The organism is Marinobacter sp. NSM (assembly GCF_052380025.1).
Taxonomy (GTDB): Bacteria; Pseudomonadota; Gammaproteobacteria; order Pseudomonadales; family Oleiphilaceae; genus Marinobacter.
In genome coordinates, this window is the sequence record NZ_JBQTCK010000001.1 from 689,112 (window position 1) to 715,186 (window position 26,075).

Below are 26,075 nucleotides of genomic sequence, written 5' to 3' on the forward strand. Positions count from 1 at the left end.
TTATTCGCCCCGATTGTTGCGAGCCGGCTTCTTTGCGCCTGACCTTGCTTTGCGGTCATCGCGCTTTGGCTTGGCGGGCGCAGCGTCGCTGACCTGCCAGGTTCCCTTGCGAGCACGCTGCAAAGATTTTCCGGGACTTTTTCTTCGCCTGCGATCATGAGCCGCCTGCTCACCGGGCGTCTTTTGCGGAATATCCACTGCCGACAGGCCAACTGCTTTGCTCAGGGCATCCACACCTTTCTGATCCAGTTCTTCCCACTTGCCCAGGGTAAGGCGGCTTGGCAAGAAAATTGGCCCATAGCGCACCCGCTTGAGCCTGCTGACCCTAACCCCCTGGGACTCCCACAGGCGCCTGACTTCCCGGTTCCGTCCTTCCATCAGGGTCACGTGGAACCACTGGTTGATGCCGCTGCCGCCAGCGGGTGCCAGGTCGGAGAACTTGGCCATGCCGTCATCCAGCAACACACCTTCCAGCAAACGCTGCTGCATGGCGTCGTCTACCTCACCAAATACCCGCACGGCATATTCCCGGTCAATCTGGCTCGACGGGTGCATCAACCGGTTGGCAAGCTCACCGTCAGTTGTGAACAACACCAGCCCGGTGGTATTGATGTCCAACCGCCCGATGGCGATCCATCGCTGGTCTTTCAGGCGTGGCAAGCGGTCAAATACCGTCGGCCTGCCCTCCGGATCTTTCCGGGTGGTGACTTCGCCCTCGGGCTTGTTGTAGATCAGCACCCTGCGAACTACCTGGGCGGCGGCTGACACATCCAGCTGCTTTCCATCCAGCTCGAAACGGTCGTCCGTTGTGGCTTTCTTTCCCGGCTCCGCGGGTTGGCCGTTAACCTGTAAACGCCCGGATTCCATCCACCCTTCAATCTCCCGGCGAGACCCAACACCCGCTCTTGCGAGCAGCTTCTGAATGCGTTCAGGGCCCGCCGTCAGAGCCTTATCGCCCTGAGATGCTCGGGTTCTGGAACCTGGTTTTCCAGGGCCTTGTTTTCCGGGGCTAGATGCCGCCATGTAATACGTCCTTACCGATTAACCGATGTCTTTTGACATCAGTGAAGTGTCTGTTCCGATTCAGCAGTCTGGTTGTCTCCGGGTTGTCCGGGGTCGTCACTGCTGTCATTTTGGGATGATTCAAACTGAATCTCCCCCTGTATGTTTCGTTCGATCTCCCGGCCAATTTCCTCGAGATCACGAACCTCAGACAGCGGTGGCAGTTCATCCAGCCCTGTCAGGTTAAAGTAATCCAGAAACTGTCGGGTGGTGGCGTACATTGCAGGGCGACCCGGCACATCGCGATGGCCAACAACTCTTACCCACTCTCGCTCAAGCAGGGTACGAATGATATTGCTGCTTACCGTAACACCGCGAATATCTTCAATTTCACCCCGGGTGATTGGCTGCCGATAGGCAATCAGGGCCAGGGTTTCGAGCAGTGCCCGGGAATACCGCTGGGGTTTTTCCTCGAACAAGCGTCCAACCCAGGGTGCCAGCTCTTCCCTCACCTGCAGGCGGTAACCGCTGGCCACCTTCTTCAACTCAAAACCTCGCCCCTCGCAGGCTTTGTCCAGCTGCACCAGCACGTGCTCCATCACCTGGCGGGATGGCCGCTCGTCTTCCACAAACAATTCTCTGAGCTGTTCCAGCGACAGGGGCTTTCCAGCCGCCAGCAGGGCTGCTTCGGCAATCGCCTGAACACGCGCAAGATGGTCTTCGTTCATAATCTGGCCTTCACCTAGCTGGCAGCCCGGGCACGCACGTGAATCGGGCCCAGCACCTCTGCCTGTACAATTTCAATCAGCTGCTCTTTCACCAGTTCGAGCGTTGCGAGGAACGTCACCACCACACCCAGCCGCCCTTCCTCAATGGTAAACAGGCTTTCAAACGTGACAAACCGGTCGCCCTGAAGCACTGAGAGAATGTGAGACATTCGCTCGCGGGTCGACAGCCGTTCTTTCTCAACATGGTGACTGGTGAATAGATCCGCCCGTTTCAGCACGCCATGCAAAGCCAACAAAAGCTCTTTCATATCCACTTCCGGGTGGGGCTGAGACGAAGGCAGCTTCGGTAAAGCAGCTGACGCTGCAAAAATGTCGCGCTCCATACGCGGCATTTCATCGATATCTTCGGCAGCCTTCTTGAACCGCTCGTACTGCTGCAACCGGCGAATCAGCTCCGCCCTGGGGTCCAGTTCCTCGTCATCGTCTGTTTCATGGCGGGGCAGCAGCATTCGGGATTTTATCTCTGCCAGCGTGGCCGCCATCACCAGGTATTCGGCCGCCAGTTCAAAGCGCATGGCTTCAACTGCGCCGATGTAGTCCATGTACTGGCGGGTGATTTCACTCACGTCAATATCAAGGATGTTCATGTTTTGCCGGCGTATCAGATACAGCAGCAAATCAAGGGGACCCTCGAAAGCCTCCAGAAACACCGCCAGGGCATCGGGAGGAATGTAGAGATCCTTGGGGATATCCACCAACGGCTTGCCGGAAACCAGAGCCAGAGGCACCTGCTCGCCGGCCTCAGCCGGGGCATGTGTCAACTCGTCAGTCTCGTCGGTCATGGCTTCTCCAGCCGTTGGCAGTGGCTACCGGGTGAACTCAGCGGTAGCTGAGGCCCATGGCAGCGCGAACTTCTTCCAGGGTGTCGCGAGCCGCATCCCGCGCGTGTTCGCGGCCTTCTTCCAGAATGGACCGAACCACATCCGGGTTGTTCTCATAATCCCGGGCCCGCTCGTGAAGCGGCCGCTGCTCTTCAATCACTGCATCGATCAATGGCTTTTTGCAATCCAGGCAACCAATGCCAGCGCTGCGACAGCCTTGCTGTACCCACTCACAAGTCTCGGCGTCTGAGTACACCTTATGCATACTCCAGACCGGACATTTCTCCGGGTCACCCGGATCGGTCCGGCGCACCCGCTGAGGGTCTGTCTGCATGGTGCGGATTTTCTGGGAAACGCTGTCAGGCTCTTCCCGCAGGCCGATGTAGTTGTTATAGGACTTGGACATCTTCTGTCCATCCAGGCCCGGCATTTTCGATTCCGGCGTCAACAACGGCTGGGGCTCTGGCAGGATTACCTTGCCGCCGCCTTCGATATAGCCGTACAACCGCTCCCGGTCACCCAGGGAAATGTTCTGCTGCTCTTTCAACAGTGCCCGTGCGGTTTCCAAGGCCTCCATGTTGCCCTCTTCCTGATAGCGTTTCTTCAGGTTGCGGTAGAGTTTGGCGTTTTTCTTACCCATTTTGACGATGGCCGCCTCGGCCTGCTCTTCAAAACCGGGCTCGCGGCCATAGATGTGGTTGAAACGGCGAGCGATTTCCCGGGTAATTTCCACATGGGAGACCTGATCGGCACCCACCGGCACCTTGCCTGCCCGATACATCAGGATATCCGCAGTCTGAAGCAGCGGATAACCCAGGAACCCGTATGTTGCCAGGTCTTTCTCCCGCAGCTTTTCCTGCTGATCCTTATAGGTAGGAATACGCTCCAGCCAGCCCAGCGGGGTGATCATCGAGAGTAACAGGTGCAGTTCCGCATGCTCCGGCACCTGAGACTGAATGAACATGGTCGACGACCCCGGGTTAACACCGGCGGCCAACCAGTCAATAACCATGTCCCACACACTTTGTTGAATACCGGATGTGTCATCGTATTGCGTGGTCAGGGCATGCCAGTCTGCCACGAAGAAGAAGCACTCATACTCGTGCTGGAGTTTCACCCAGTTTTTCAGCACACCGTGATAGTGGCCGAGGTGAAGCTTGCCGGTCGGTCGCATACCGGACAAAACCCTTTGCTGGGAATCTACAGAACTCAAAGCACGAACTCCTTATTTCTGTTTATTAGGCGCCTGGTTTCACCACCGGAGGTGGCTCAGGAAATCAGGCTGGCCGGGCATTATAGTCTTTACACCTCGCTGCGTTAAGCAAAGCGATATAAAACACCGGCGCCATAACGTAAAACCCCCGGAATTCTCGCGAACCCGGGGGTTTTGGTGAAGGTTATGGCGGGCTTACCAGCCAGTCACTTCCTTCAGGGCCTTGCCGATTTCGGCCAGGCTGCGCACGGTTTTAACGCCGGCATCTTCCAGGGCGGCAAACTTCTCGTCTGCGGTACCCTTACCACCAGAAATGATGGCGCCAGCATGGCCCATACGCTTCCCAGGAGGTGCAGTGACACCGGCGATGTAGGAAACCACAGGCTTGGTGACGTTCTCTTTGATGAACGCAGCCGCTTCTTCCTCGGCGGTACCACCGATTTCGCCGATCATCACGATGGCTTCGGTTTCCGGATCTTCCTGCAGCAGCTTCAGAATGTCGATGAAGTTGGAGCCAGGAATCGGGTCACCACCGATACCGATACAGGTAGACTGACCGTAGCCGAAGTCAGTGGTCTGCTTGACCGCTTCGTAGGTCAGGGTGCCGGAACGGGATACGATGCCAACCTTACCCTTCTTGTGGATATGGCCAGGCATAATGCCGATCTTGCACTCGTCCGGAGTGATCACACCCGGGCAGTTCGGTCCGATCATGCGAACGCCTTTACGGTCAACGTATTCTTTGGCGTAGAGCATGTCGATGGTCGGGATACCTTCAGTGATACAAACGATCAGCTGAATGCCGGCATCGGCCGCTTCGATGATGGCGTCCTTACAGAACGGAGCCGGAACATAGATGACGGTCGCTTCTGCACCGGTCTTCTCTACAGCTTCACGTACAGTGTTGAACACCGGCAAGCCCAGATGCTCAGTGCCGCCCTTACCGGGGCTGACACCACCGACCATCTTGGTACCGTAGGCAATGGCCTGCTCAGAGTGGAAGGTACCCTGTGCGCCGGTAAAGCCCTGGCAGATAACCTTGGTGTCTTTGTTGATCAGGATGCTCATTATTTACCCCCTGCGGCTTTAACGACTTGCTCTGCGGCGTCCGCCAGACTGGTAGCGGCGATAATGTTCAGGCCGCTGTCCTTGAGCACCTTGGTGCCCAGTTCTGCATTGTTGCCTTCGAGACGAACCACAACCGGCACTTTAACGCCCACTTCCTTGACCGCACCGATGATGCCTTCAGCAATCATGTCGCAACGCACGATGCCACCGAAGATGTTGACCAGAACGGCCTGCACAGCATCGTCAGACAGAATGATCTTGAACGCTTCGGAAACGCGCTCTTTGGTCGCGCCGCCCCCTACGTCCAGGAAGTTAGCAGGCTGGCCGCCAGACAGCTTGATGATGTCCATGGTACCCATGGCGAGGCCAGCACCGTTAACCATACAACCGATGTTGCCTTCCAGCGCTACGTAGTTCAGTTCCCACTTGGCCGCTTCGGCTTCGCGAGCATCTTCCTGGGAAGGATCACGCATTTCGTGGATTTTCTTCTGACGGTAAAGCGCATTACCGTCGATGCCGATCTTGGCGTCCAGACAGTGCAGGTCGCCAGCCGGAGTGATCACCAGCGGGTTGATCTCTACCAGCGCCAGATCGCGCTCTTCAAACAGCTTGGCCAGGCCCAGGAAAATCTTGGTGAACTGACCAATCTGCTTGCCTTCCAGACCCAGTTTGAATGCCAGCTCGCGGCCCTGGTACGGCTGAGCGCCTACCAGCGGATCGATTTCGGCTTTCAGGATTTTCTCGGGAGTCTCTTCAGCAACCTTCTCGATTTCCACGCCACCCTCGGTGGAGGCCATGAAAACGATACGGCGGGTGCCACGGTCAACCACCGCACCCAGATACAGCTCCTGATCGATGTCTGTCAGGGATTCAACCAGAATCTTGCTTACCGGCTGGCCATTCTCGTCAGTCTGGTAAGTTACCAGGTTCTGGCCCAACCACTTCTGGGCGAACTCACGGATGTCTTCCTTGTTCTTGACCAGCTTTACACCGCCGGCCTTACCGCGGCCACCGGCGTGAACCTGAGCCTTGACAACCCATGCGTCACCGCCAATTTCAGTGGCAGCGTCAACAGCTTCTTGAGGCGTATCGCAGGCAATGCCCTGGGATACTGGCAGGCCATACTCAGCGAAAAGCTGCTTGCCCTGATATTCATGCAAATTCATAGTTAATGTCCCGTCTATTGATGGAGGATAACCACGTACGGAAATGAACCCGCTGGCACACCGCCCTTGGCATACCAATCGCGAATTCGTTCTTGCGGGCAAGGGATCGCCTGAACCCGCCGGTTACGCACACAGAAAGCTGCCTTTATGATGGCAGCGGGGCGCCGACATTGGCGCCCCGATTCCGGTGTTGCGTTACTTCTTCTTGCGACGGTTGGCGACGTGAATCGCACCGCCAGCAACAGCCAGGGCCGCCTCGTGCACTGACTCTGACAGAGTCGGATGCGCAAAACAGGTCAGGGCCAGATCTTCTGCACTGGAACCGAATTCCATGGCAATAACGCCCTGGGCAACGATTTCAGACGCCTGAGGACCAACAACGTGAAAGCCCAGGATACGATCCGTCTTAGCGTCTGCGATGATCTTGACCATACCGGCGGCCGCATTCGCCGCCATGGCTCGGCCGTTGGCCGCAAACGGGAAGCTGCCTACGTTGTATTCTTCACCTTCGGCCTTCAGTTGCTCTTCGGTCTTGCCGACCCAAGCCACTTCCGGGAAGGTGTAGATCACGTTCGGGATGCAGTCGTAGTTGACCTGCGGCTTATGACCGGCAATGCGTTCGGCAACCATCACGCCCTCTTCAGACGCTTTGTGCGCCAGCATCGGGCCACGAACGATGTCACCTACCGCCCAGACACCCGGCGCTTCGGTTTTGCAGTTATCGTCCACAAAAATGAAGCCGCGCTCGTCCATGGTCACGCCGGAATCCTCGGCCAGGGCGCCGTCGGTGTAGGGGCGACGACCAACGGCAACAATCAGCTTGTCGAACTTCGCTTCCTGCTTGCCCTTGGAATCTTCGTAGCTGACGTTCACCAGCTTGCGCTTGACCTCGGCACCGGTCATGCGGGCACCGGTGATGATGTTCAGGCCCTGCTTCTTGAATTGCTTGAGCGCATCCTTGGCGACCTGCTGGTCCACCGCCGGGAGGAAGCTGTCCTGAGCTTCAAGGACAGTCACTTCTGAACCCAGGCGGGCCCAAACGCTGCCAAGCTCAAGACCAATCACACCGGCACCAATAACGCCAAGGCGCTTGGGTACTTCAGTGAACTCCAGCGCGCCCTCAGAATCGACGATATACTCGCCGTCAAACTGTGCAGGCGGAATCTCGATCGGCTTGGAACCCGTCGCCAGAATAACGTTGTCGGCTTCGTAGGTCTTGGTCTTGCCGTCTTTGTCGGTAACTTCCACCTTGCGACCAGCCAGTAGCTTGCCATGACCGTGAATGGAAGTTACGCCGTTAGCCTTGAACAGTCCGGCAATACCGCCAGTCAGTTGCTGCACGATGCCGGACTTGCGCTCCATCATCTTCGCCACATCGATATCAACACCCTTGGTCATGATACCCATGGACTCATAATCGTGGCTGGCTTCCTCAAATTTGTGAGTCACCTCAAGCAGTGCTTTGGACGGAATACAGCCCACGTTCAGGCAGGTGCCGCCCAGAACCTGGCTTTTACCGTCTTTGCTTGTCCAGGACTCCACACAGGCCGTTTTCAGGCCAAGCTGGGCCGCCTTGATAGCTGCAACGTAACCGCCGGGGCCGGCGCCAATGACAATAACATCGAACTTATCGGACATAATCTTTCCTGTTATCGAATTCGTTGAGTGTCAGCTTACACGTCCAGCAGGATACGGGCCGGGTCTTCCAGCATTTCCTTGATCGCAACCAGGAACTGCACCGCTTCCTTACCGTCGATCATACGATGATCGTATGACAGCGCCAGGTACATCATCGGCAGGATCTCGACCTTGCCATTCACCGCCATCGGGCGCTCCTGGATCTTGTGCATGCCCAGAATAGCGGTCTGCGGCGGATTCAGGATCGGCGTGGAGATCAGTGAACCGAAGATACCACCGTTGGTGATGGTGAAGGTGCCACCAGTCATGTCTTCGATGGCCAGCTTGCCTTCCTTCGCCTTGGTACCGTACTCGACAATCTTCTTCTCGATATCAGCCAGGCCCATAGCGTCGGAATCGCGAAGTACCGGAACCACAAGACCGCGATCCGTGGATACGGCAACACCGATATCCTGATAACCGTGGTACACCATGTCGTTTCCGTCGATCGAGGCATTTACCGCCGGGAAGCGCTTGAGGGCTTCGGTGGCAGCCTTGGTGAAGAACGACATGAAGCCCAGCTTGATGCCGTGGCGCTTCACAAAGCTGTCCTGGTACTGCTTGCGCAGCTCCATGATGGGCGCCATGTTCACTTCGTTGAACGTGGTCAGCATGGCCGCTGTCTGCTGGGCATCCACCAGACGCTTGGCAATACTGGCGCGCAGGCGAGTCATCGGAACACGCTTCTCCGGACGCTCACCCTGGGCAACATTTACCTCAGGCATGGCTGCCGGCTTGGCAGCGGCACCACCGGAGGACTTGCTGCTATCCACAAAGTTCTGCACGTCTTCCTTCGTCACACGGCCGTCTTTGCCAGTGCCCTTGACGGAGGCCGGGTCAACGTTATTTTCTTCGGCCAGCTTACGGGCAGCCGGGCTCAGGATGGCGTCGCCGGAAGTTGCAGCCGGGGCTTCTTCTTTCGGCGCCTCAGCCTTGGCTTCAGGCTTGCTCTCTGCCGGCTTGGATTCACCCGCAGCGCCTTCCTTGAATTTGCCGATCACCTCACCGCTTTCGCAGGTGTCGCCTTCGCCCTTGAGAATTTCTTCGATCACACCATCAGCAGGCGCAACCACTTCGAGCACAACCTTGTCGGTCTCAATATCGACAATCAGCTCGTCACGGGAGCATGCCTCACCGGGCTGCTTGTGCCAGGTCGCGACGGTGCCTTCGGCGACCGACTCAGGGAAAACGGGGGCTTTAATCTCTGTTGACATTACGGATCCTTAGTTCGGTAGCTCGTCAGATTTCAAACGCGTCGTTAACCAGTTTCTTTTGCTCTTCGATGTGAACAGACATGTGTCCACAGGCAGGAGCAGCAGAAGCCTCACGACCGGCATACTGAAGGTGTAACTTGGGGTTCAGGCGCTGCAGCGCGTTACGCATATGATGCTGACTGCAGTACCAGGCACCCTGGTTCATCGGCTCTTCCTGACACCACACCACATGCTTGAGCTTGGGGTACTGGGCCAGGAGCTCGTCCAGATCATCACCGGGGAACGGGTACAACTGCTCAATCCGGACAATGGCGACGTCGTCTCGTTCATCCGCCTTTTTCTTCTCCAGCAGGTCATAATAGACCTTGCCGCTGCACATAATCAGTCGGGACACCTTCTTGGGATCAGAAGGCTCCTTCTCGGGCAGAACGGTCTGAAAAGTACCGGAGGTCAGATCATCGAGGCCGGAAATGGCTTCTTTATGACGCAACAGGCTCTTGGGGGTAATAGCCACAAGCGGCTTACGCAGCGGGCGCTTCACCTGCCGACGAAGCATGTGGAATACCTGGGATGGCGTAGTGGGCACGCACACCTGGATGTTGTGCTCCGCACACAGCTGCAGGAAGCGCTCCAGACGGGCTGAACTGTGCTCCGGTCCCTGGCCTTCATAACCATGGGGCAGCAGCAGCGTCAGGCCACACAAACGGCCCCACTTGTGCTCCCCACTGGTCAGGAACTGATCAATAACCACCTGGGCACCGTTGGCAAAATCACCGAACTGGGCCTCCCAGACAATCAGTGCGTCCGGCGTGGTGGTGGAATAGCCATATTCGAATGCCATAACCGCTTCTTCGGAAAGCAGCGAGTCATAAATATCGAACTTGGGCTGCTCGTCTTTCAGGTTCTGCAGGGAAATATGGGTAGACCCGTCTTTCTGGTTATGCAGAACAGCGTGGCGGTGGGAGAAAGTGCCCCGCCCCACGTCCTGACCCGTCAGGCGGATCGGGTGACCTTCATTCAGCAAGGTGGCATAAGCCATCATCTCACCGTAGCCCCAGTTCAGTGAGAGTGCGCCGGCCGTCATCTTTTCGCGGTCATTGACGATCTTGGAAACCTGACGCTGAATGCTGAAGCCTTCAGGCACCTCGGTAATCTTCTTACCCAGCTTCTGGATGGTCTTCAGAGCCACACTGGTCTTGCACTTGGCAGTCCACTCATGACCAAGGTACGGAGCCCAATCCACATACAGCTCTTTGTTGGGCTCTTTGACCAGCGATTTGACCACGTGATCGCCCTTATCGAGCGCGTCGCGGTAGTCGGTCTCCATCTGCTTGGCTTCTTGTTCGGTAATCACGCCAGCTTCAACCAACTGGTCTGCGTACAGATTGCGGGTGGTCTTGAGCTTGCGGATCTTTTCATACATGAGCGGCTGGGTAGCCGCCGGCTCATCCGCTTCGTTGTGACCGCGGCGGCGGTAGCACACCAGGTCAATGACCACATCCCGCTTGAATTCGTTGCGGTAATCCATGGCCATCTGGGTAACAAACATCACCGCTTCAGGATCGTCTGCGTTTACATGCAGAATCGGCGCCTGAACCATTTTGGCGACGTCTGTGCAGTATTCAGTCGAACGCGCATCTTCCTGCCGGCTAGTGGTAAAACCAACCTGGTTGTTGATCACGATGTGAATGGTACCACCCACGCCGAAGCCCCGGGTCTGGGACATCTGGAAGGTTTCCATCACAACACCCTGACCCGCAAACGCTGCGTCACCGTGCATGACAATTGGCACAACCTTGCTGCCGTCGGTATCGCCACGGCGATCCTGACGGGCCCGCACAGAGCCCACCACTACAGGAGATACAATTTCCAGATGCGACGGGTTAAACGCCATAGCCAGATGAACTTCGCCACCGGGGGTCATCACGTTGGAAGAGAAGCCCTGGTGATATTTCACATCACCGGAGCCCGAATCCGCGAGCTTCTTGCCCTCAAATTCATCAAACAGTTCTTTCGGGTTTTTGCCGAGAGTATTAACCAGCACGTTGAGGCGGCCACGGTGGGCCATCCCCAGAACAATTTCCTTGGCGCCGTATGAGCCTGCTCGCTGGATCAGTTCATCCAGGCATGGAATCAGGCTCTCGCCACCTTCCAGACCAAAGCGTTTTACACCCGGATAGCGGGAGCCAAGGTACTTTTCCAGGCCCTCAGCAGCTGTCAGACGCTCCAGGATATGCTTGCGGGTCTGAGCTTCGTACTCAGGGAGTGAGCGCACAGGCTCCATACGCTGCTGAAACCAACGCTTGATGCGAGTATCTACCACGTGCATGTACTCAGCACCGATGCTCTCGCAATAAGTCTGGCGCAGGCCCTGCACGATGTCGCCGAGCTTCATCGTTTCGGAACCGAAGTTCAGTGAACCGGTCTGGAATTCCAGATCAAGATCCGACTCGCCCAACTCGTGGAAAGACGGCTCAAGATCTTCAACAGACTCACGCTGCCAGACACCCAGAGGGTCAAGCCTGGATTCCTGATGTCCGCGGAAACGGAACGCATTGATCAGCTGTAGAACACGAATCTGCTTTTTATCGGCATCTGAGGTGGCACTGGCAGGTACGCCACTGCTGGCCAGGAAACGCTGATTGCGGGCGATATGCTCAAACTGTTCGCGGATGGTTGAGTGGACAATGTCGCGGCCATGATAGCCATCAACACTGGGAAGCTTGTCGAAGTAGCTTCGCCACTCTTCAGGAACGGCGTTGGGGTCTGTCAGGTAGGTTTCAAAAAGCTGTTCAACATAGGCCAGATTGCCACCTTGCAGGTGGGAAGTCTGCCATAACTGCTCCATGATGCTTTCGTGCATTTTGAATAGCTCACCTTGGGCTGGTGCGGGGGAGCCGGTATGGTCGGCCAGGGGTAATTCACAGTCAATACGGGTTATTACGGCATGACTTTGGCCACCACACCCAGCAAGGATGTTTTCCGTCCCCAGTGATTTTTTATACTCGGCAACACTGCCCGGCATCCTGGATAAGTCAACCGAAGCAGCGGGCCTAAGTTTGCACTCCATTAAGACCTTTGACTATAAGCCTTTGGTTGAAGGCCCCGCGTAATGCGAGGCCTTCGGGGTACTAAACTGGTGCCGAAACACCAGTATAGCTGGTGCTACAGAATTTGCTCTCAGGTAGCGCGCTGCAGCAACAGGTTCCGAATGTGGCCAATTGCCTTCGTGGGGTTCAGGCCTTTCGGACATACACTGACACAGTTCATGATACCCCGACAGCGGAAGACGCTGAACGGGTCATCCAGGTTGGCCAGACGCTCCGCCTGTGCGGTATCACGGCTATCCGCAAGGAAGCGATAGGCCTGCAGCAGGCCAGCCGGACCGATGAACTTGTCCGGATTCCACCAGAACGACGGGCAGGACGTGGAACAGCAGGCACAGAGAATACACTCGTACAGGCCGTCCAGCTTCTCACGATCTTCCGGAGACTGCAGGCGCTCAATGGCGGGTGCCGGGGTGTCATTCACCAGGTACGGCATCACCTTTTCATACTGCTTGTAGAACAGGCTCATGTCGACCACCAGGTCCCGGATCACCGGCAAACCAGGCAGCGGGCGCAGAACCAGCTTGTTGTTCTTGACCACATCCGACACCGGAGTGATACACGCCAGGCCGTTCTTGCCATTCATGTTCATACCATCAGAGCCACAGACACCTTCCCGACAGGAACGGCGATAGCTCATGGAAGGATCCCTCTCCTTCACCAGGTTCAGAACATCCAGGACCATCAGGTCTTTACCTTCCGGAATCTCAACCTCTACATCCTGCATGTAAGGGGCATTATCGGTTTCCGGATTGTAGCGATACAGGCTTACCAACATTTTCAGGATACCCCCTTAGTAGGTCCGGACTTTCGGCTGGAAAGTCGGAACCGTTTTCGGTGCAAAGTTCACGTCACGCTTGCCAACACGCTTTTCCAGCGGGAAGTACATGGAGTGCTTGAGCCAGTTCTCGTCGTCACGCTCGGTGAAGTCGTTACGGGCGTGGGCACCGCGACTTTCCTTACGCTCGATCGCAGACTTGGCGGTGGCGTATGCAACTTCGTACAGGTTATCCAGCTCGAGCGCTTCAATACGCGCGGTGTTGAATGCCTTGCTGGTATCGGCCAGCTTGGTTTTGCGTACACGCTCGCCGATTTCTTCCAGCAGCTTGATACCCTTCTCCATGCTGTCGCCATCGCGGAACACGCCAAAGTATAGCTGCATGCAGTTCTGCAGATCCTTACGGACCTTGGCCACTTCTTCGCCTTCAGAAGCACTATCCAGACGCTCCAGACGGGCCATGGCGCGTTTGATATCTTCTTCGCTGGCACCATCAACCTCGAAACCGCCGCGCAGCTGCTCTTCAATGTGCAGGCCAGCCGCACGACCGAAGACCACCAGATCCAGCAGAGAGTTACCACCCAGACGGTTGGCGCCGTGTACCGATACACAGGCAGCCTCACCGCAGGCAAACAGGCCGGGAATCGGTTTATCGTTGCCGTTTTCGTCTTGAGTCAGTGCCTGACCACCTACGTTGGTGGGAACACCACCCATCATGTAGTGACAGGTCGGAACGACCGGGATCGGCTCTTTCACCGGATCAACGTGCGCAAAGGTACGGGACAGCTCACAAATGCCCGGAAGGCGCAGGTTCAGGGTTTCTTCACCCAGGTGATCCAGCTTCAGTAATACGTGATCCTTCTCGGGACCACAACCACGACCTTCCAGGATTTCCAGAACCATGGAACGTGCAACCACATCACGGCCAGCAAGGTCTTTGGCGTTCGGAGCATAACGCTCCATGAAGCGCTCACCCTCGGAGTTGATCAGGTAACCACCCTCACCCCGACAACCTTCAGTAACCAGTGTGCCAGCGCCGTGGATACCGGTCGGGTGGAACTGCCACATTTCCATATCCTGCACCGGGAAGCCGGCTCGCAGCGCCATGCCAATACCGTCACCGGTATTGATCATCGCATTAGTGGTGGAGGCATAAATACGACCAGCACCGCCGGTGGCAAGGACAGTGGCCTTGGATTTGATGTACGCCACTTCACCGGTTTCGATCTCGATGGCTACAACACCAACCACTTCATCCTTGCTGTTCTTGACCAGATCAACCGCATACCACTCATTAAGGAAGGTGGTACCGCCCTTCAGGTTGGCCTGATAAAGGGTGTGCAGCAAGGCGTGACCGGTGCGGTCCGCAGCAGCACAGGTACGAGCGGCCTGGGTGGGGTTATCCGGACCCTTGGACTGCCCGCCGAACGGGCGCTGGTAGATACGGCCCTGCTCGGTGCGGGAGAACGGGAGACCCATGTGCTCCAGTTCGAATACTGCCTGGGGGCCCACAGAACACATGTATTCGATGGCGTCCTGGTCACCGATATAGTCGGAGCCCTTGACGGTATCGTACATGTGCCAGCGCCAGTCATCGTTGGGATCGGCACTTGCAATCGCACAGGTAATACCGCCCTGGGCGGATACGGTGTGCGAACGGGTCGGAAATACTTTTGTGATACACGCAGTTTTGACGCCAGTCTCAGTCAACTGCAGGGCGGCTCGCATACCGGCACCGCCGCCACCGATAACAATCGCGTCGTAAGACATGGTCTTGATGTTAGCCATCGATTAAAGCCCCCAAAGAATCTGAATGCCCCAGATCAGGTACACAAACATGGTCAGACCGCACAGCGCCTGGACAAGGAAACGGGGCGCCATGGATTTGAGATAATCAGTCGTCACAGTCCAAAGACCAACCCATGCATGGGCACCCAGGGAAAGCAGTGCCAACAGGGTAAAAATACGGAACCAGGTCTGGTCGAACAGCGCGCTCCAGGTTTCGTAGTTGATGTCTGTCATCACCATGAAGCCCAGCAGAAACACTGTGTAAATAGCCAGTACGTAGGCAGTGACACGCTGGATCAGCCAATCAAAAACGCCACTGCGGCCGAGGTTAGTTACGCTGCTTACCATACCCAGACTCCTGCCAGAATGATGAGAACAATGGAAACCACAACAGTGATCTTCGCGGCGAGGCGACCGCTCTCAAGCTCTTCTGCAATACCCATATCCATCAGCAGGTGCTTAATGCCCGCAACCAGGTGGTACAACAGAGCAGACAGGATGCCCCAGATAATCAGCTTCGCCAGGAAGCTGTCCAGCAGTTCGCTCACCCGGGCGAAACCATCTTCTCCGGACAGGGAGAGATCCAGGCCGTACAACAGGAAGGCAACACCAGCAAAAATGATGATGCCGCTGATGCGATGCAGGATCGACGTGATGGCAGGCAGCGGGAAATGGAACTTGCCGAGATCGAGATTTACTGGTCGTTTGCTATTCACAGCGCTCTCACACTCTCTCTTGGTTCCGCAGGACCGAAAACCGGCTGCGGATGGTTGGTATGTTGGGATCGGAGGATCGATACGAGACCGATAACCGATTGGTTCAGGAGGGCGGATGGTAACCCGGTAGCTTGCTATGCTGAAGCGTACATTGAGGTTCATCCCCGATTCCGGGCTACGGATTATAAGGAGACACCCCGGTAATTACAAACTTGCAACAACGCCCAAAGCCTTGGCCACAGGCGCCCCACACCCTCTATAAGCATTATTGACAAATTCAATTTCACCCGTTTGGCACCGTTATTCCGGATATCCCTCATTTACACGCGAAATTTAAATTGCCGCTTTTCGAGACTTGTGCATTGACAAAAAAGGCTGACGCCCTATATTTTGCCGCCAGTTTTGCGATAATACGCGCTTTCTGGCGCATCTACATATGCAGAAAAGCTGTTACAGCTAATCAAACAGGAGAGCACCATGACCGACAGGAAAGCCACGCTCTCGGTGGGAGATAAGTCCATTGAGCTACCGGTTTATTCCGGCACCGTCGGCCCTGACGTTATCGACGTACGCGGCCTAGTCCAGGAAGGCGTTTTTACCTACGATCCGGGTTTTGTATCCACTGCAGCCTGCGAATCCGCCATCACCTACATTGATGGCGCCAAAGGTGTGTTGCTGCACCGCGGTTACCCGATTGACCAGCTGGCCGAGCAGTCTGACTTCCTTGAAGTGTGCTACCTGCTCCTGAACGGCGAGCTGCCCAGCGAAGACGAAAACAAGCGCTTCCACGACACCATCAAAAACCACACCATGCTGCACGACCAGATGCGCAACTTCTTCAACGGCTTCCGCCGTGACGCGCATCCGATGGCTATCATGTGTGGCGTTGTTGGCGCCCTGTCTGCGTTCTACCACGACCAGATGGACGTAACCGATCCCAAACAGCGTGAAGTAACAGCTCATCGCCTGATTGCCAAGATGCCAACCATCGCGGCCTGGTGCTACAAGTATTCCGTTGGTCAGCCATTCATGTATCCGCGTAACGATCTCTCTTACGCTGAAAATTTCCTGCACATGATGTTTGGCACTCCATGTGAAGAGTACAAGCCGAACCCGGTTCTTGCCAACGCGATGGACAAGATCTTCATTCTGCATGCCGATCATGAGCAGAACGCCTCTACCTCCACCGTCCGTCTGGCCGGCTCTACCGGTGCTAACCCCTATGCCTGTATCGCTTCCGGCATCGCAGCACTCTGGGGGCCCGCCCACGGTGGCGCGAATGAGGCCGTTCTGGACATGCTGGCTGAAATCGGTGACGAGTCCAACATTGAGACGTTCATCGCCAAGGCCAAGGATAAAGATGATCCTTTCCGCCTGATGGGCTTTGGCCACCGGGTGTACAAGAACTTCGACCCGCGCGCCAAGGTTATGGCACAAACCGCTCACGAAGTGCTGAGCGAACTGGGCCTAGAGAACGATCCACTGCTGAAGATCGCGCAGCGCCTGGAAAAGATCGCCCTGGAAGACGAGTACTTCGTAAAGCGCCAGCTTTACCCGAACGTCGACTTCTACTCCGGCATCATCCTGAAAGCTATCGGTATTCCGACTTCCATGTTTACCGTTATCTTTGCGATGTCCCGCACCATTGGCTGGTTCTCACACTGGAACGAGATGGTCAGCGGCAACTACCGCATCGGCCGCCCGCGCCAGCTGTATACCGGCTCGCCAAAGCGCGACTATCCGAAGAAGTAATCAGTTCGGATTGCCCGGAAATGAAAAAGCCGCTGACCCAGCGGCTTTTTTCGTATCATGGCAATACAAAACTCTCCCAATCCAACGATGACAAGGAGCAGACCATGGCAACCATCGCTTTTATCGGGCTCGGCGTAATGGGCTATCCGATGGCCGGTCACCTGGCCCGAGCCGGCCACGACGTATCCGTATGGAACCGCAGTGGCACAAAGGCTCAGCAATGGGCGAAACAGTACCCAGGAAAAGCCTGCAACAGTATTGCAGAAGCGGTCAGCAATGCCGATGTGGTACTGACCTGCGTTGGTGCCGACAAAGACCTCCAAGAAGTCTACACAGCCCCTGACGGGATCATCAGCAATACGCCGGCCACCGCCATTCTGGTAGACCACACCACGGCCTCTGCCGGCATTGCCGAGACATTGGCTGAAGCCGCGCAGGCCAAGGGTCAGGGTTTCATTGATGCCCCGGTATCCGGCGGCCAGCAAGGGGCTGAAAACGGACTTTTAACCATTATGTGCGGCGGCAGTGACGAAGATTTCCGGAAGGTTCAACCGATACTCGAATGCTATGCCCGGGCACTCAACCTGATGGGCCCGGTGGGTAGCGGCCAGAAAACGAAGATGGTCAATCAAATTGCCATTGCCGGTCTGGTTCAGGGCCTGTCAGAAGCGCTGCACTTTGCCGAACAAGCAGAGCTCGATGTACGCAAAGTGGTTGACGTGATTTCCAAGGGGGCGGCGCAGTCATGGCAGATGGAAAACCGCTCCGGCACCATGATTGACGGCAAATTTGAGCACGGTTTTGCGGTGGACTGGATGCGCAAGGACCTGGCCATCTGCCTGGAAGAAGCTCGCAAAAACGGCTCCAGATTGCCGGTAACGGCGTTGGTAGACCAGTTTTACGGAGATGTGCAGGAGATGGGCGGCAACCGCTGGGACACCTCTTCGCTGATTCAGCGGCTTCGCAAGAAGTAATGATTAGCCACGGACACTCACGCCCGTGGCTAAACTATCACTTCTTCTTGTCCCGCGGCACCCAGCGGCCGTTTTCGTACCAGGCGGACCAACCGGTGGCTTTGCCATCCTGTTCCGACATCACGTACTGCTCTTTGGACTTCCGACTATAACGGATCACCGTCGGGTTACCCTCAGGGTCTTTCTCCGGGGCGTCCATCAGGTAATCGTATTTCGGATCGATTTCCTTCCGGTGTGGCTTGATTTCCATCACCAGCGGTGGACGGGTTTCCCGGTTTTTCGGGAACTTACTGGCAGCCAGGAACAGGCCGGAAGCACCATCACGGAGCACATAAGTGTCATCCACTTTCTGGCACTGAAGCTCCGGCATGGGTACCGGGTCCATTTTGGGCGGGGCCGGCTCACCGTTCTTGAGTAATTTGCGAGTGTTCTTGCACTCGGCGTTGGTGCAACCGAAATACTTGCCAAATCGACCGGTTTTCAGCTGCATTTCCGAGCCACACTTATCGCACTCGAGTGTTGGCCCATCATAGCCCTTGATACGGAAACTGCCCTCTTCGACTTCATAGCCAGAGCAATCCGGATTGTTACCGCAAACGTGCAGCTTGCGTTTCTCATCAATCAGGTAGCTGTCCATGGCAGTGCCACACTTCGGGCAACGGCGCTTCTTGCGCAACAGGCGGGTTTCGCCCTCGCCTTCCACATCCTCATCGGCACTGACTACTTCGTCGCCAGAGACCAGATTGATGGTGGTCTTGCAACGCTCCTTGGGCGGCAATGAGTAACCGGAACAGCCAAGGAACACACCGGTGCTGGCCACGCGAATCTGCATATTACGGCCGCAGCTCGGGCAGGATATGTCTGTCTCTGTCGGGGTGTTGGCACGCATGCCGCCATCAGACTTTTCAGCGCTTTCGAGCTGACTGCGGAATTTGGCGTAGAAATCGTTCAGCACTTTCTTCCACTGAACATCACCCTCTGCGATTTCGTCCAGCTCACCCTCAAGGCGAGCCGTGAAATCGTAATCCATCAGGTTCGGGAAGGACTCCGCCAACCGTTCGGTAACAATTTCACCCATTTTCTCGGCATAGAAACGGCGATTCTGAAGCCGAACGTAGCCACGATCCTGGATGGTAGAGATGATCGAAGCATAGGTAGAAGGCCGACCAATACCCTGTTTCTCCAGTTCTTTAACCAGGCTGGCTTCGGTATACCTTGGTGAGGGCTTGGTGAAGTGCTGGGTTGGGTCCAGCTTTTTCAGATCCAGCGACTGGTCCACCTTAATATCGGGCAGAGCCACATCTTCATCTTTCTTGGCAGACTGGGGCGCAGCTTTCAGGAAGCCGTCAAACTTGACGATACGACCACGGGTTCGGAGCTCATAATCGCCATTGGCGACCACAATGGAAGTACTCAGGAACTCGGCATCGGCCATCTGACAAGCAATAAACTGACGCCAGATCAGGTCATAGAGCTTCTCAGCGTCCTTTTCCAGGCCGCTTATGTCCGTAGGCCTACGGGATACGTCAGTAGGACGAATCGCTTCGTGGGCCTCCTGAGCGCCTTCCTTGCTGCCATACAGGCGGGGGCTGTCCGGCAAATAGCGATCTCCGAACTGCTTCTGGATAAATTCACGGCAGCCCGTTACCGCATCCTGACTCAGATTGGTGGAGTCAGTACGCATATAAGTAATAAAACCGGCTTCATAAAGGCGCTGGGCCAGCATCATGGTTTTCTTGACGCTGAAGCCCATGCGATTGCTCGCCGCCTGCTGGAGCGTGGAGGTAATAAACGGCGCCGACGGCCGCGAGCGGGTCGGCTTGTCCTCCCGCTTTGAAACCCTGAAGCCGCCGGATTTCAGGCGATCGACGTGCTCTTTGCTCTGAGCCTCGTTTACCGGGCGATAAGGTTTGTCATTGTAACGCGTAACCTCGAACCGCGCCGGATCTGCAGAACCATCTGCGGTCAGGTCCGCATGCAGCTGCCAGAACTCTTCCGGTACGAATTTCCGGATTTCCCGCTCCCGCTCAACAATCAACCGAACGGCAACAGACTGCACCCGGCCGGCAGACAACCCCCGGGCAATCTTCGCCCACAACAGCGGAGACACCATATAACCCACGACACGATCGAGAAACCGGCGCGCCTGCTGGGCATTTACACGGTTGTTATCGAGGTTTCCAGGGTCTTTGAACGCTTCCTGAATGGCTCGCTTGGTTATTTCATTGAACACCACCCGGCGATACTTTTCCGGTTCGCCACCGATGGTCTCCTGAAGGTGCCAGGCAATGGCCTCCCCTTCTCTATCCAAATCCGTTGCGAGGTAGATGTGGTCGGCGGATTTGGCCAGTCGCTTGAGCTCGCTGACAACTTTTTCCTTGCCGGGCAGTATCTCGTAGCGGGCGCTCCAGTCGTCATCAGGGTTTACGCCCATGCGGGCAACCAGCTGCTCCCGAGCCTTACGCTTCTTGTGCTCGGCTTTTTCTTCCGGGCTCATCTTGCGGGTGGCGGCGGCCTGCTTTGCCCGTTCTTTCGGGTCTGACTGGCTGCCACTACCACTGACAGGCAGGTCACGAATGTGGCCAACACTGGACTTCACGATAAAATCCGAGCCCAGGTACTTGTTGATGGTCTTCGCTTTCGCTGGTGACTCGACAATAACGAGACTTTTACCCATATCGGAGATCTGTATCCTTGGCGATAATTCGGTTAATAGCTGAACAAACCGCAAACTCGCATAAAAATCAGGCAACTGGAAAACATAGAGCTGCCATTGTGTATAGGCTCACTGTTTTACAGGGTCAAGAATTGCAAGACAACCCATTCTTTGATTTCAGTCAGCCTTTTTTTCAAATATCAGCAGCAGACACCAGGCCCTGAAACAGGAAGGCCCGGCAAAAGCCGGGCCTCCTGATGAGCGTTACTGATTCGGATCAACCGATCAGAGGCGCTCCCACACAGTGGCAATGCCCTGGCCAAGACCGATACACATGGTGGAAACACCAAGCTTACCGCCTTTGGCCTGCATAACATTCAGCAGTGTGGTGGAGATACGGGCACCAGAGCAGCCCAACGGATGGCCAAGGGCAATCGCGCCGCCGTTCAGGTTAACCTTCTCTTCCATTACGCCCAGCAGTTTCAGATCTTTCAAAACCGGCAGGGATTGGCCAGCGAAGGCTTCGTTCAGTTCCCAGAAGTCGATGTCTTCGACTTTCAGGCCAGCACGCTTCAGCGCCTTCTTGGTAGCCGGAACCGGACCGTAGCCCATGATCGCGGGATCACAGCCGGCAACTGCCATGCTGCGAATCTTGGCGATCGGCTTGAGGCCCAGGGCTTCTGCCCGCTCGGCTGACATCAGCACCATCGCAGCGGCACCGTCGGTCAGCTGCGAGGAAGTACCAGCAGTCACGGTACCGTTCTTCGGATCAAACGCCGGACGCAGCTGGCTGAGGGACTCAGCCGTGGTTTCTGGACGAATGGTCTCGTCTTCTTCGATCAGCTTCACAAAGCCATTTTCGTCATGACCTTCAACCGGAACGATTTCGTTCTTGAAGCGGCCTTCGACGGTAGCTTCGTGAGCCAGGCGATGGGAACGGGCACCGAACTCATCCTGTTGCTCACGGGTAATGCCGTGCATTTTCGCCAGCATTTCTGCAGTCAGGCCCATCATGTTGGAGGCCTTGGCAGTGTACTTGGACGCAGCCGGGTTGTGGTCAAAGCCAGCGGTCATGGGTACGTGGCCCATGTGCTCGACACCACCCACCATGAACACATCACCGTTGCCAGTCTGGATAGCCTGGGCAGCTGTGTGGATGGCGCTCATGGCGGAACCACACAGACGGTTAACGGTCTGGGCAGCAGACTCGTGAGGGATACGGGTCAGCAGGGAAATCTGCCGCGCCACGTTAAAGCCCTGCTCTTTGGTCTGGTTTACACAGCCCCAGATCACATCTTCTACTTCTTTCGGGTCGAGCTTCGGGTTGCGCTCAAACAGTGCTTCAATCAGCGCAGCGGACAGAGTCTCGGCGCGAACGTTGCGGAAACAGCCGTTTTTGGCACGACCCATCGGAGTCCGCACGCAATCGACGACGACAACGTCTCTCGGATTAAGGCTCATAGATCTTTCTCCGTTCGGAAATCTCGTTAGGGTTAGCCAAAGAACTTCTTGCCGGTCTTGGCCATTTCACGCAGCTTCTCGGTCGGCGCGTACAGCGGGCCAAGATCTGCGTACTTGTCTGCCAGTTCGACGAACTTGTCTACGCCCATGTCGTCGATGTAGCGCAGAGCACCACCACGGAACGGAGGGAAACCGATACCGTAGATCAGGCCCATGTCTGCATCGGCCGGGTCTTCAACAATGTTGTCTTCCAGGCAGCGAACGGTTTCCAGGCACAGAGGAATCATCATGCGTGCGATGATTTCTTCTTCGTCGAAGTCCTTGCTGCCGTTAACCACAGGCTCGATAAGCTTGTAGGTTTCTTCGTCGACAACTTTCTTCGGCTTGCCCTTCTTGTCTTCTTCGTACTTGTAGAAGCCCTTGTCGTTCTTCTGCCCGTAACGGTTGTTCTCGAACATCACGTCAATGCCAGACTTGAAGTCGGCCTTCATGCGATCCGGGAAGCCCTCTGCCATCACTTCGTTGGCGTGCTTGGCAGTATCCATACCCACAACGTCGAGCAGGTAAGCCGGGCCCATGGGCCAGCCGAACTTCTCCATCACCTTGTCGATCTTCTGGAAATCAGCACCGTCACGCAGCAGCGCGGCAAATCCACCGAAATACGGGAACAGAACACGGTTAACCAGGAAGCCCGGGCAATCGTTGACCACGATCGGGGTCTTGCCCATGGCCTTGGCGTAAGCAACGGTGGTCGCGATGGCACGGTCACTGGTCTTCTCGCCACGGATAACCTCAACCAGCGGCATCATGTGTACCGGGTTGAAGAAGTGCATTCCACAGAAGTTCTCCGGACGCTTCAGGTTCTTGGCCAGAAGGTTGATGGAGATCGTAGAGGTGTTAGAGGTCAGGATGGTATCTTCGCGAACCGCGTCTTCAGTTTCACGCAGAACCGCGTCTTTAACCTTCGGGTTCTCAACAACCGCTTCAACCACCAGATCTACGCTCTTGAAATCGCCGTAGTTCAGGGTTGGTGTGATGTTGTTCAGAACATCGCCCATTTGGCCGGCGTCCATCTTGCCCTTGGCAACGCGCTTGGACAGCAGTTTCTTGGCCTCATTCAGGCCCAGCTTGATGCCGTCCTGATTGATGTCCTTCATAACAATCGGCGTGCCTTTCAGCGCAGACTGGAACGCCACACCGCCACCCATGATACCGGCACCCAGTACAGCGGCCAGTTTCACGTCAGAAGCTTCTTTTTCCCAGGCACTGGCTTTCTTCTTCAGAGCCTGGTCATTCAGGAACAGACCAACCAGACACGCGGCAACGTTGGTCTTGGCCATCTTGGCGAAGCCCTTGGCTTCCACTTCGATTGCCTTGTCGCGGGTCATGCCGGCATGCTTCTGCATGGTCTTGATGGCTTCCACCGGCGCCGGGTAGTTTTTGCCAGCCTTGCCGGCCACGAAAGCCTTGGAAATCTCGAACGCCATCATGCTTTCCATGGCGTTCAGCTTGATCTTGCCCTTCTTCTCTTCGCGACGGGCCAGGTTATCCAGCTTGCCATCGTTGCACTGGCTGATAATGGCAACAGCGGCGGCTACCAGCTTGTCGGCTTCAACCACGGCATCAACAGCGCCCACTTTCAGAGCGGCATCGGCACGGTTTTCAGTACCACCGGCAATCCACTCAACGGCGTTGTCCACACCCACCAGACGGGACAGACGTACAGTACCGCCAAAGCCCGGGAAGATACCCAGCTTCACTTCCGGCAGACCAACCTTGGCCTTGGGAGCCATAACACGGTAGTCGGTGGCCAGACACATCTCAAAACCACCGCCCAGAGCGATACCGTTGATAGCGGTAACCGTCGGGAACGGCAGATCTTCGATGGCGTTGAAAACTTCGTTCGCCTTCAGGTTGTTAGCAACGAGGTCTTCCTCGGAACCTGCAAACAGCTCGGTGAACTCGGTGATATCCGCACCGACAATAAAGCTGTCCTTGGAGCTGGTGACTACCAGGCCCTTGAGGTTCTTCTGGGATTTGAGTGCTTCAGCTGCGGCGCCCAGCTCTTCGATGGTGAGACGGTTGAACTTGTTAACTGACTCGCCCTGCAAGTCAAAGTCCAACTGAGCGATCCCGCCTTCGATCTCTTTAACCGTGATGGCTTTACCTTCGTAAATCATCAACTGATCTCCAGTCTGTGTTTGGAACTGCTGACAACCGGTTGGCGAAACGCCGAGCCGACTGCCTTTGCAGCGAGATTTCGGTCACTGCCCGATCATTCGATCCAAAAAATTCATACAGTCGTTTGAATCGTGAGGACACACGATGAAAAAAAAAGACGCGTTTGTCAATTTGTTTCTTGATGAAACCTGATGAAAAAAGGGAGTACAGCCTGTAAGGGCCGGAAACTACTTGATTAGCCGGCAGAGTTACTTTAACTTCGAGATGCGACTTTAGTCCACAATAATAAAACAGTATTACGGAGACTCATCCGATGAAAGACGCTCGCCTGCGCATTCAGTCACTGCTTGCCGCACTGCTACTACTATCCCTGACCGCGTTTGGCGCCCAGGCACAGGACACCGGCGCAGACTTCCTGTCAGATCTGCACGATTTCCGCATCAACAACTATCTGGCTCTGGACTCGTTCTACGCATTCAGCGCCAACGGCGACACGGAAGCCCTCAATCGTATCGTGGGCAGCATCAACGCCTCCAATAATGCGATGAACGCCGTGATCGCCAGCACCAGTGGCGTTCTGTCGCCACAGCAAGTGGAAGGGCTTAACCAGGACTTTGACCAGTTCAAGGACCTCATGCGCGGGAACATCAACGAAGTCCGGGATCGCGGCTACCCTGACCTCCGCCTGATGGCCGATCTCGCAAACATGGCGTCAAGCATGAACGAGCGTGCTACCGAGCTTTATGGCGTTGCCCAGGAGAACAGCGGTACCCAGGCTGACGCGCGTATTGAGTCAGCTCGCTCCGCGGCCGTGGTGATGGCGCAAATGATGGCAAGGTACTCCGCACGCACCCACTCCTCCGTGGCCCAGACATTCCAGGGCGCATCAGATGAAGCATCGCTGGACCAGCAGGCCCTGATGTTTGATAACTTGCTGGCCCGGGTGCAATCCGGCTCCGCCAGTGCTGAGCTCAAGGCCGCCATTGATGATGTCAGCTCCAAATGGCAGTTCATCCGCGGTTCCTACATCAACTACAACGAAAACAACGTCAGCTTCGTCATTGACCGCTATTCCAAAGGGATCATTCGCAGCCTGACCACCACCATCGAAATCCTTGAAAGTAACGCCTGATGTGTCTTCGGGCGGACTAACGGTCCGCCCGAAGTTTTCCTTCCTGTTGATGCCCGTCAGAATCCCGCTACACTTTCTCGTATAAACTATTGATGCTGATTATTACCCCAATTTGCAAAGGAGTGACTGAATGTCGACCTACAACAAGATGCTGGTTGCCATTGATCTGACAGAAGAAGCCCCGCAGGTTCTGAACAAAGCGAAAGCGATCTGCGACGCTTATGGCGCCGAGCTTTTTCTCGTCCATGTTGTTGAGCCGGTGGGTTACGCCTACGGTGGTGATATCCCGATGGACCTGACCGAACTTCAGGACCAGTTGGACAAAGCCGCCCGCGAGCAGCTGGCGAAGTACGGTGACCAGTACGGCGTACCGAAAAGCCACCAGATCGTCACGGTTGGCCGTCCGGAATCCGAAATCCATCGTCTGGTAAAAGACCAGGGCGTTGATTTGGTGATCGTTGGCAGCCATGGCCGCAAGGGGTTTCAGTTGCTTCTGGGCTCAACTGCCAACGGCGTACTGCACGGCACCCAGTGCGACGTTCTGGCCATCCGGATTCACTGAGCCACTCCGCCCAAAACGC

General features: G+C 56.0%; 20 protein-coding genes. 4 read left to right on the forward strand and 16 right to left on the reverse strand.

The window, feature by feature from the left end; genetic code table 11:
- From rluB to sdhC, 13 genes are all read right to left on the reverse strand, one after another.
- Window positions 1-1,023: a 23S rRNA pseudouridine(2605) synthase RluB gene (gene rluB / locus ACTZWX_RS03255; protein ID WP_444712725.1), complete on the reverse strand. Its 1,023-nt coding sequence runs from the start codon at window positions 1,021-1,023 to the stop codon at window positions 1-3.
- Between the two features lie 38 nt (window positions 1,024-1,061).
- Window positions 1,062-1,730, reverse strand: coding sequence for an SMC-Scp complex subunit ScpB (gene scpB / locus ACTZWX_RS03260; RefSeq protein ID WP_072677192.1), 669 nt, complete (start codon window positions 1,728-1,730; stop codon window positions 1,062-1,064).
- Between the two features lie 14 nt (window positions 1,731-1,744).
- Complete coding sequence (locus ACTZWX_RS03265) at window positions 1,745-2,572, reverse strand: segregation and condensation protein A (RefSeq protein WP_152438273.1); 828 nt, start codon at window positions 2,570-2,572, stop codon at window positions 1,745-1,747.
- 37 nt (window positions 2,573-2,609) lie between these two features.
- Complete coding sequence (locus ACTZWX_RS03270) at window positions 2,610-3,824, reverse strand: tryptophan--tRNA ligase (RefSeq protein ID WP_444712726.1); 1,215 nt, start codon at window positions 3,822-3,824, stop codon at window positions 2,610-2,612.
- 195 nt (window positions 3,825-4,019) lie between these two features.
- The gene (gene sucD / locus ACTZWX_RS03275; RefSeq protein WP_011784666.1) at window positions 4,020-4,892 is read right to left on the reverse strand and encodes a succinate--CoA ligase subunit alpha; all 873 of its coding nucleotides are present in this window, start codon (window positions 4,890-4,892) and stop codon (window positions 4,020-4,022) included.
- Window positions 4,892-6,058 carry an ADP-forming succinate--CoA ligase subunit beta gene (gene sucC, locus ACTZWX_RS03280; protein ID WP_061332180.1) on the reverse strand — a complete coding sequence of 389 codons (1,167 nt, stop codon included), beginning with the start codon at window positions 6,056-6,058 and terminating at the stop codon, window positions 4,892-4,894. The genes sucD and sucC overlap by 1 nt, the downstream gene beginning before the upstream one ends.
- Window positions 6,059-6,253: 195 nt before the next feature.
- On the reverse strand, window positions 6,254-7,696 hold the full coding sequence (gene lpdA, locus ACTZWX_RS03285; protein ID WP_444712727.1) for a dihydrolipoyl dehydrogenase: 1,443 nt from the start codon (window positions 7,694-7,696) through the stop codon (window positions 6,254-6,256).
- A gap of 35 nt (window positions 7,697-7,731) precedes the next feature.
- A complete protein-coding gene (gene odhB, locus ACTZWX_RS03290) occupies window positions 7,732-8,949 on the reverse strand; it encodes a 2-oxoglutarate dehydrogenase complex dihydrolipoyllysine-residue succinyltransferase (RefSeq protein WP_072677188.1) in 1,218 nt (405 codons plus the stop codon).
- Window positions 8,950-8,974: 25 nt separating this feature from the next.
- On the reverse strand, window positions 8,975-11,812 hold the full coding sequence (locus tag ACTZWX_RS03295) for a 2-oxoglutarate dehydrogenase E1 component (RefSeq protein ID WP_444712728.1): 2,838 nt from the start codon (window positions 11,810-11,812) through the stop codon (window positions 8,975-8,977).
- 317 nt (window positions 11,813-12,129) lie between these two features.
- Complete coding sequence (locus ACTZWX_RS03300; protein WP_058091183.1) at window positions 12,130-12,834, reverse strand: succinate dehydrogenase iron-sulfur subunit; 705 nt, start codon at window positions 12,832-12,834, stop codon at window positions 12,130-12,132.
- Between the two features lie 15 nt (window positions 12,835-12,849).
- On the reverse strand, window positions 12,850-14,622 hold the full coding sequence (gene sdhA / locus ACTZWX_RS03305) for a succinate dehydrogenase flavoprotein subunit (protein ID WP_444712729.1): 1,773 nt from the start codon (window positions 14,620-14,622) through the stop codon (window positions 12,850-12,852).
- Window positions 14,623-14,625: 3 nt separating this feature from the next.
- Window positions 14,626-14,970, reverse strand: coding sequence for a succinate dehydrogenase, hydrophobic membrane anchor protein (gene sdhD, locus ACTZWX_RS03310; RefSeq protein ID WP_061332176.1), 345 nt, complete (start codon window positions 14,968-14,970; stop codon window positions 14,626-14,628).
- On the reverse strand, window positions 14,964-15,338 hold the full coding sequence (sdhC, locus tag ACTZWX_RS03315; RefSeq protein ID WP_444712847.1) for a succinate dehydrogenase, cytochrome b556 subunit: 375 nt from the start codon (window positions 15,336-15,338) through the stop codon (window positions 14,964-14,966). Before sdhC ends, sdhD begins: the two co-directional genes overlap by 7 nt.
- A 477-nt stretch (window positions 15,339-15,815) precedes the next feature.
- Here sdhC and gltA point away from each other — a divergent pair, with 477 nt between their 5' ends.
- Together gltA and ACTZWX_RS03325 are read left to right on the forward strand one after the other, a co-directional pair.
- Window positions 15,816-17,090: a citrate synthase gene (gene gltA, locus ACTZWX_RS03320; RefSeq protein WP_061332175.1), complete on the forward strand. Its 1,275-nt coding sequence runs from the start codon at window positions 15,816-15,818 to the stop codon at window positions 17,088-17,090.
- 104 nt (window positions 17,091-17,194) lie between these two features.
- Window positions 17,195-18,064: an NAD(P)-dependent oxidoreductase gene (locus ACTZWX_RS03325; protein ID WP_444712730.1), complete on the forward strand. Its 870-nt coding sequence runs from the start codon at window positions 17,195-17,197 to the stop codon at window positions 18,062-18,064.
- A gap of 37 nt (window positions 18,065-18,101) precedes the next feature.
- Here ACTZWX_RS03325 and topA read toward each other — a convergent pair whose 3' ends face one another.
- The 3 genes from topA to fadB form a co-directional block, all read right to left on the reverse strand.
- Window positions 18,102-20,741, reverse strand: a complete 2,640-nt coding sequence (gene topA, locus ACTZWX_RS03330) for a type I DNA topoisomerase (protein WP_444712731.1) — start codon at window positions 20,739-20,741, stop codon at window positions 18,102-18,104.
- A gap of 264 nt (window positions 20,742-21,005) precedes the next feature.
- On the reverse strand, window positions 21,006-22,181 hold the full coding sequence (gene fadA / locus ACTZWX_RS03335; protein ID WP_058091189.1) for an acetyl-CoA C-acyltransferase FadA: 1,176 nt from the start codon (window positions 22,179-22,181) through the stop codon (window positions 21,006-21,008).
- A 32-nt stretch (window positions 22,182-22,213) separates the two neighbouring features.
- Entirely contained in the window at window positions 22,214-24,361 is a 2,148-nt protein-coding gene (fadB, locus tag ACTZWX_RS03340) for a fatty acid oxidation complex subunit alpha FadB (RefSeq protein ID WP_444712732.1), read from the reverse strand.
- A gap of 314 nt (window positions 24,362-24,675) precedes the next feature.
- On the opposite strand from fadB, the gene ACTZWX_RS03345 reads away from it, so the two are divergent.
- Together ACTZWX_RS03345 and ACTZWX_RS03350 are read left to right on the forward strand one after the other, a co-directional pair.
- Entirely contained in the window at window positions 24,676-25,494 is an 819-nt protein-coding gene (locus tag ACTZWX_RS03345) for a hypothetical protein (protein ID WP_444712733.1), read from the forward strand.
- Window positions 25,495-25,624: 130 nt separating this feature from the next.
- Window positions 25,625-26,056, forward strand: a complete 432-nt coding sequence (locus ACTZWX_RS03350; RefSeq protein WP_072677182.1) for a universal stress protein — start codon at window positions 25,625-25,627, stop codon at window positions 26,054-26,056.
- The last annotated feature ends 19 nt before the right edge of the window (window positions 26,057-26,075 follow it).

Coding starts and splice junctions, on each gene's coding strand:
- rluB (WP_444712725.1), bottom strand. CDS start 1,023: ATGGCGGCATCTAGCCCCGGAAAACAAGGCCCTGGAAAACCAGGTTCC.
- scpB (WP_072677192.1), bottom strand. CDS start 1,730: ATGAACGAAGACCATCTTGCGCGTGTTCAGGCGATTGCCGAAGCAGCC.
- ACTZWX_RS03265 (WP_152438273.1), bottom strand. CDS start 2,572: ATGACCGACGAGACTGACGAGTTGACACATGCCCCGGCTGAGGCCGGC.
- sucD (WP_011784666.1), bottom strand. CDS start 4,892: ATGAGCATCCTGATCAACAAAGACACCAAGGTTATCTGCCAGGGCTTT.
- sucC (WP_061332180.1), bottom strand. CDS start 6,058: ATGAATTTGCATGAATATCAGGGCAAGCAGCTTTTCGCTGAGTATGGC.
- lpdA (WP_444712727.1), bottom strand. CDS start 7,696: ATGTCCGATAAGTTCGATGTTATTGTCATTGGCGCCGGCCCCGGCGGT.
- odhB (WP_072677188.1), bottom strand. CDS start 8,949: ATGTCAACAGAGATTAAAGCCCCCGTTTTCCCTGAGTCGGTCGCCGAA.
- ACTZWX_RS03295 (WP_444712728.1), bottom strand. CDS start 11,812: ATGCACGAAAGCATCATGGAGCAGTTATGGCAGACTTCCCACCTGCAA.
- ACTZWX_RS03300 (WP_058091183.1), bottom strand. CDS start 12,834: ATGTTGGTAAGCCTGTATCGCTACAATCCGGAAACCGATAATGCCCCT.
- sdhA (WP_444712729.1), bottom strand. CDS start 14,622: ATGGCTAACATCAAGACCATGTCTTACGACGCGATTGTTATCGGTGGC.
- sdhD (WP_061332176.1), bottom strand. CDS start 14,970: ATGGTAAGCAGCGTAACTAACCTCGGCCGCAGTGGCGTTTTTGATTGG.
- gltA (WP_061332175.1), top strand. CDS start 15,816: ATGACCGACAGGAAAGCCACGCTCTCGGTGGGAGATAAGTCCATTGAG.
- ACTZWX_RS03325 (WP_444712730.1), top strand. CDS start 17,195: ATGGCAACCATCGCTTTTATCGGGCTCGGCGTAATGGGCTATCCGATG.
- topA (WP_444712731.1), bottom strand. CDS start 20,741: ATGGGTAAAAGTCTCGTTATTGTCGAGTCACCAGCGAAAGCGAAGACC.
- fadA (WP_058091189.1), bottom strand. CDS start 22,181: ATGAGCCTTAATCCGAGAGACGTTGTCGTCGTCGATTGCGTGCGGACT.
- fadB (WP_444712732.1), bottom strand. CDS start 24,361: ATGATTTACGAAGGTAAAGCCATCACGGTTAAAGAGATCGAAGGCGGG.
- ACTZWX_RS03345 (WP_444712733.1), top strand. CDS start 24,676: ATGAAAGACGCTCGCCTGCGCATTCAGTCACTGCTTGCCGCACTGCTA.
- ACTZWX_RS03350 (WP_072677182.1), top strand. CDS start 25,625: ATGTCGACCTACAACAAGATGCTGGTTGCCATTGATCTGACAGAAGAA.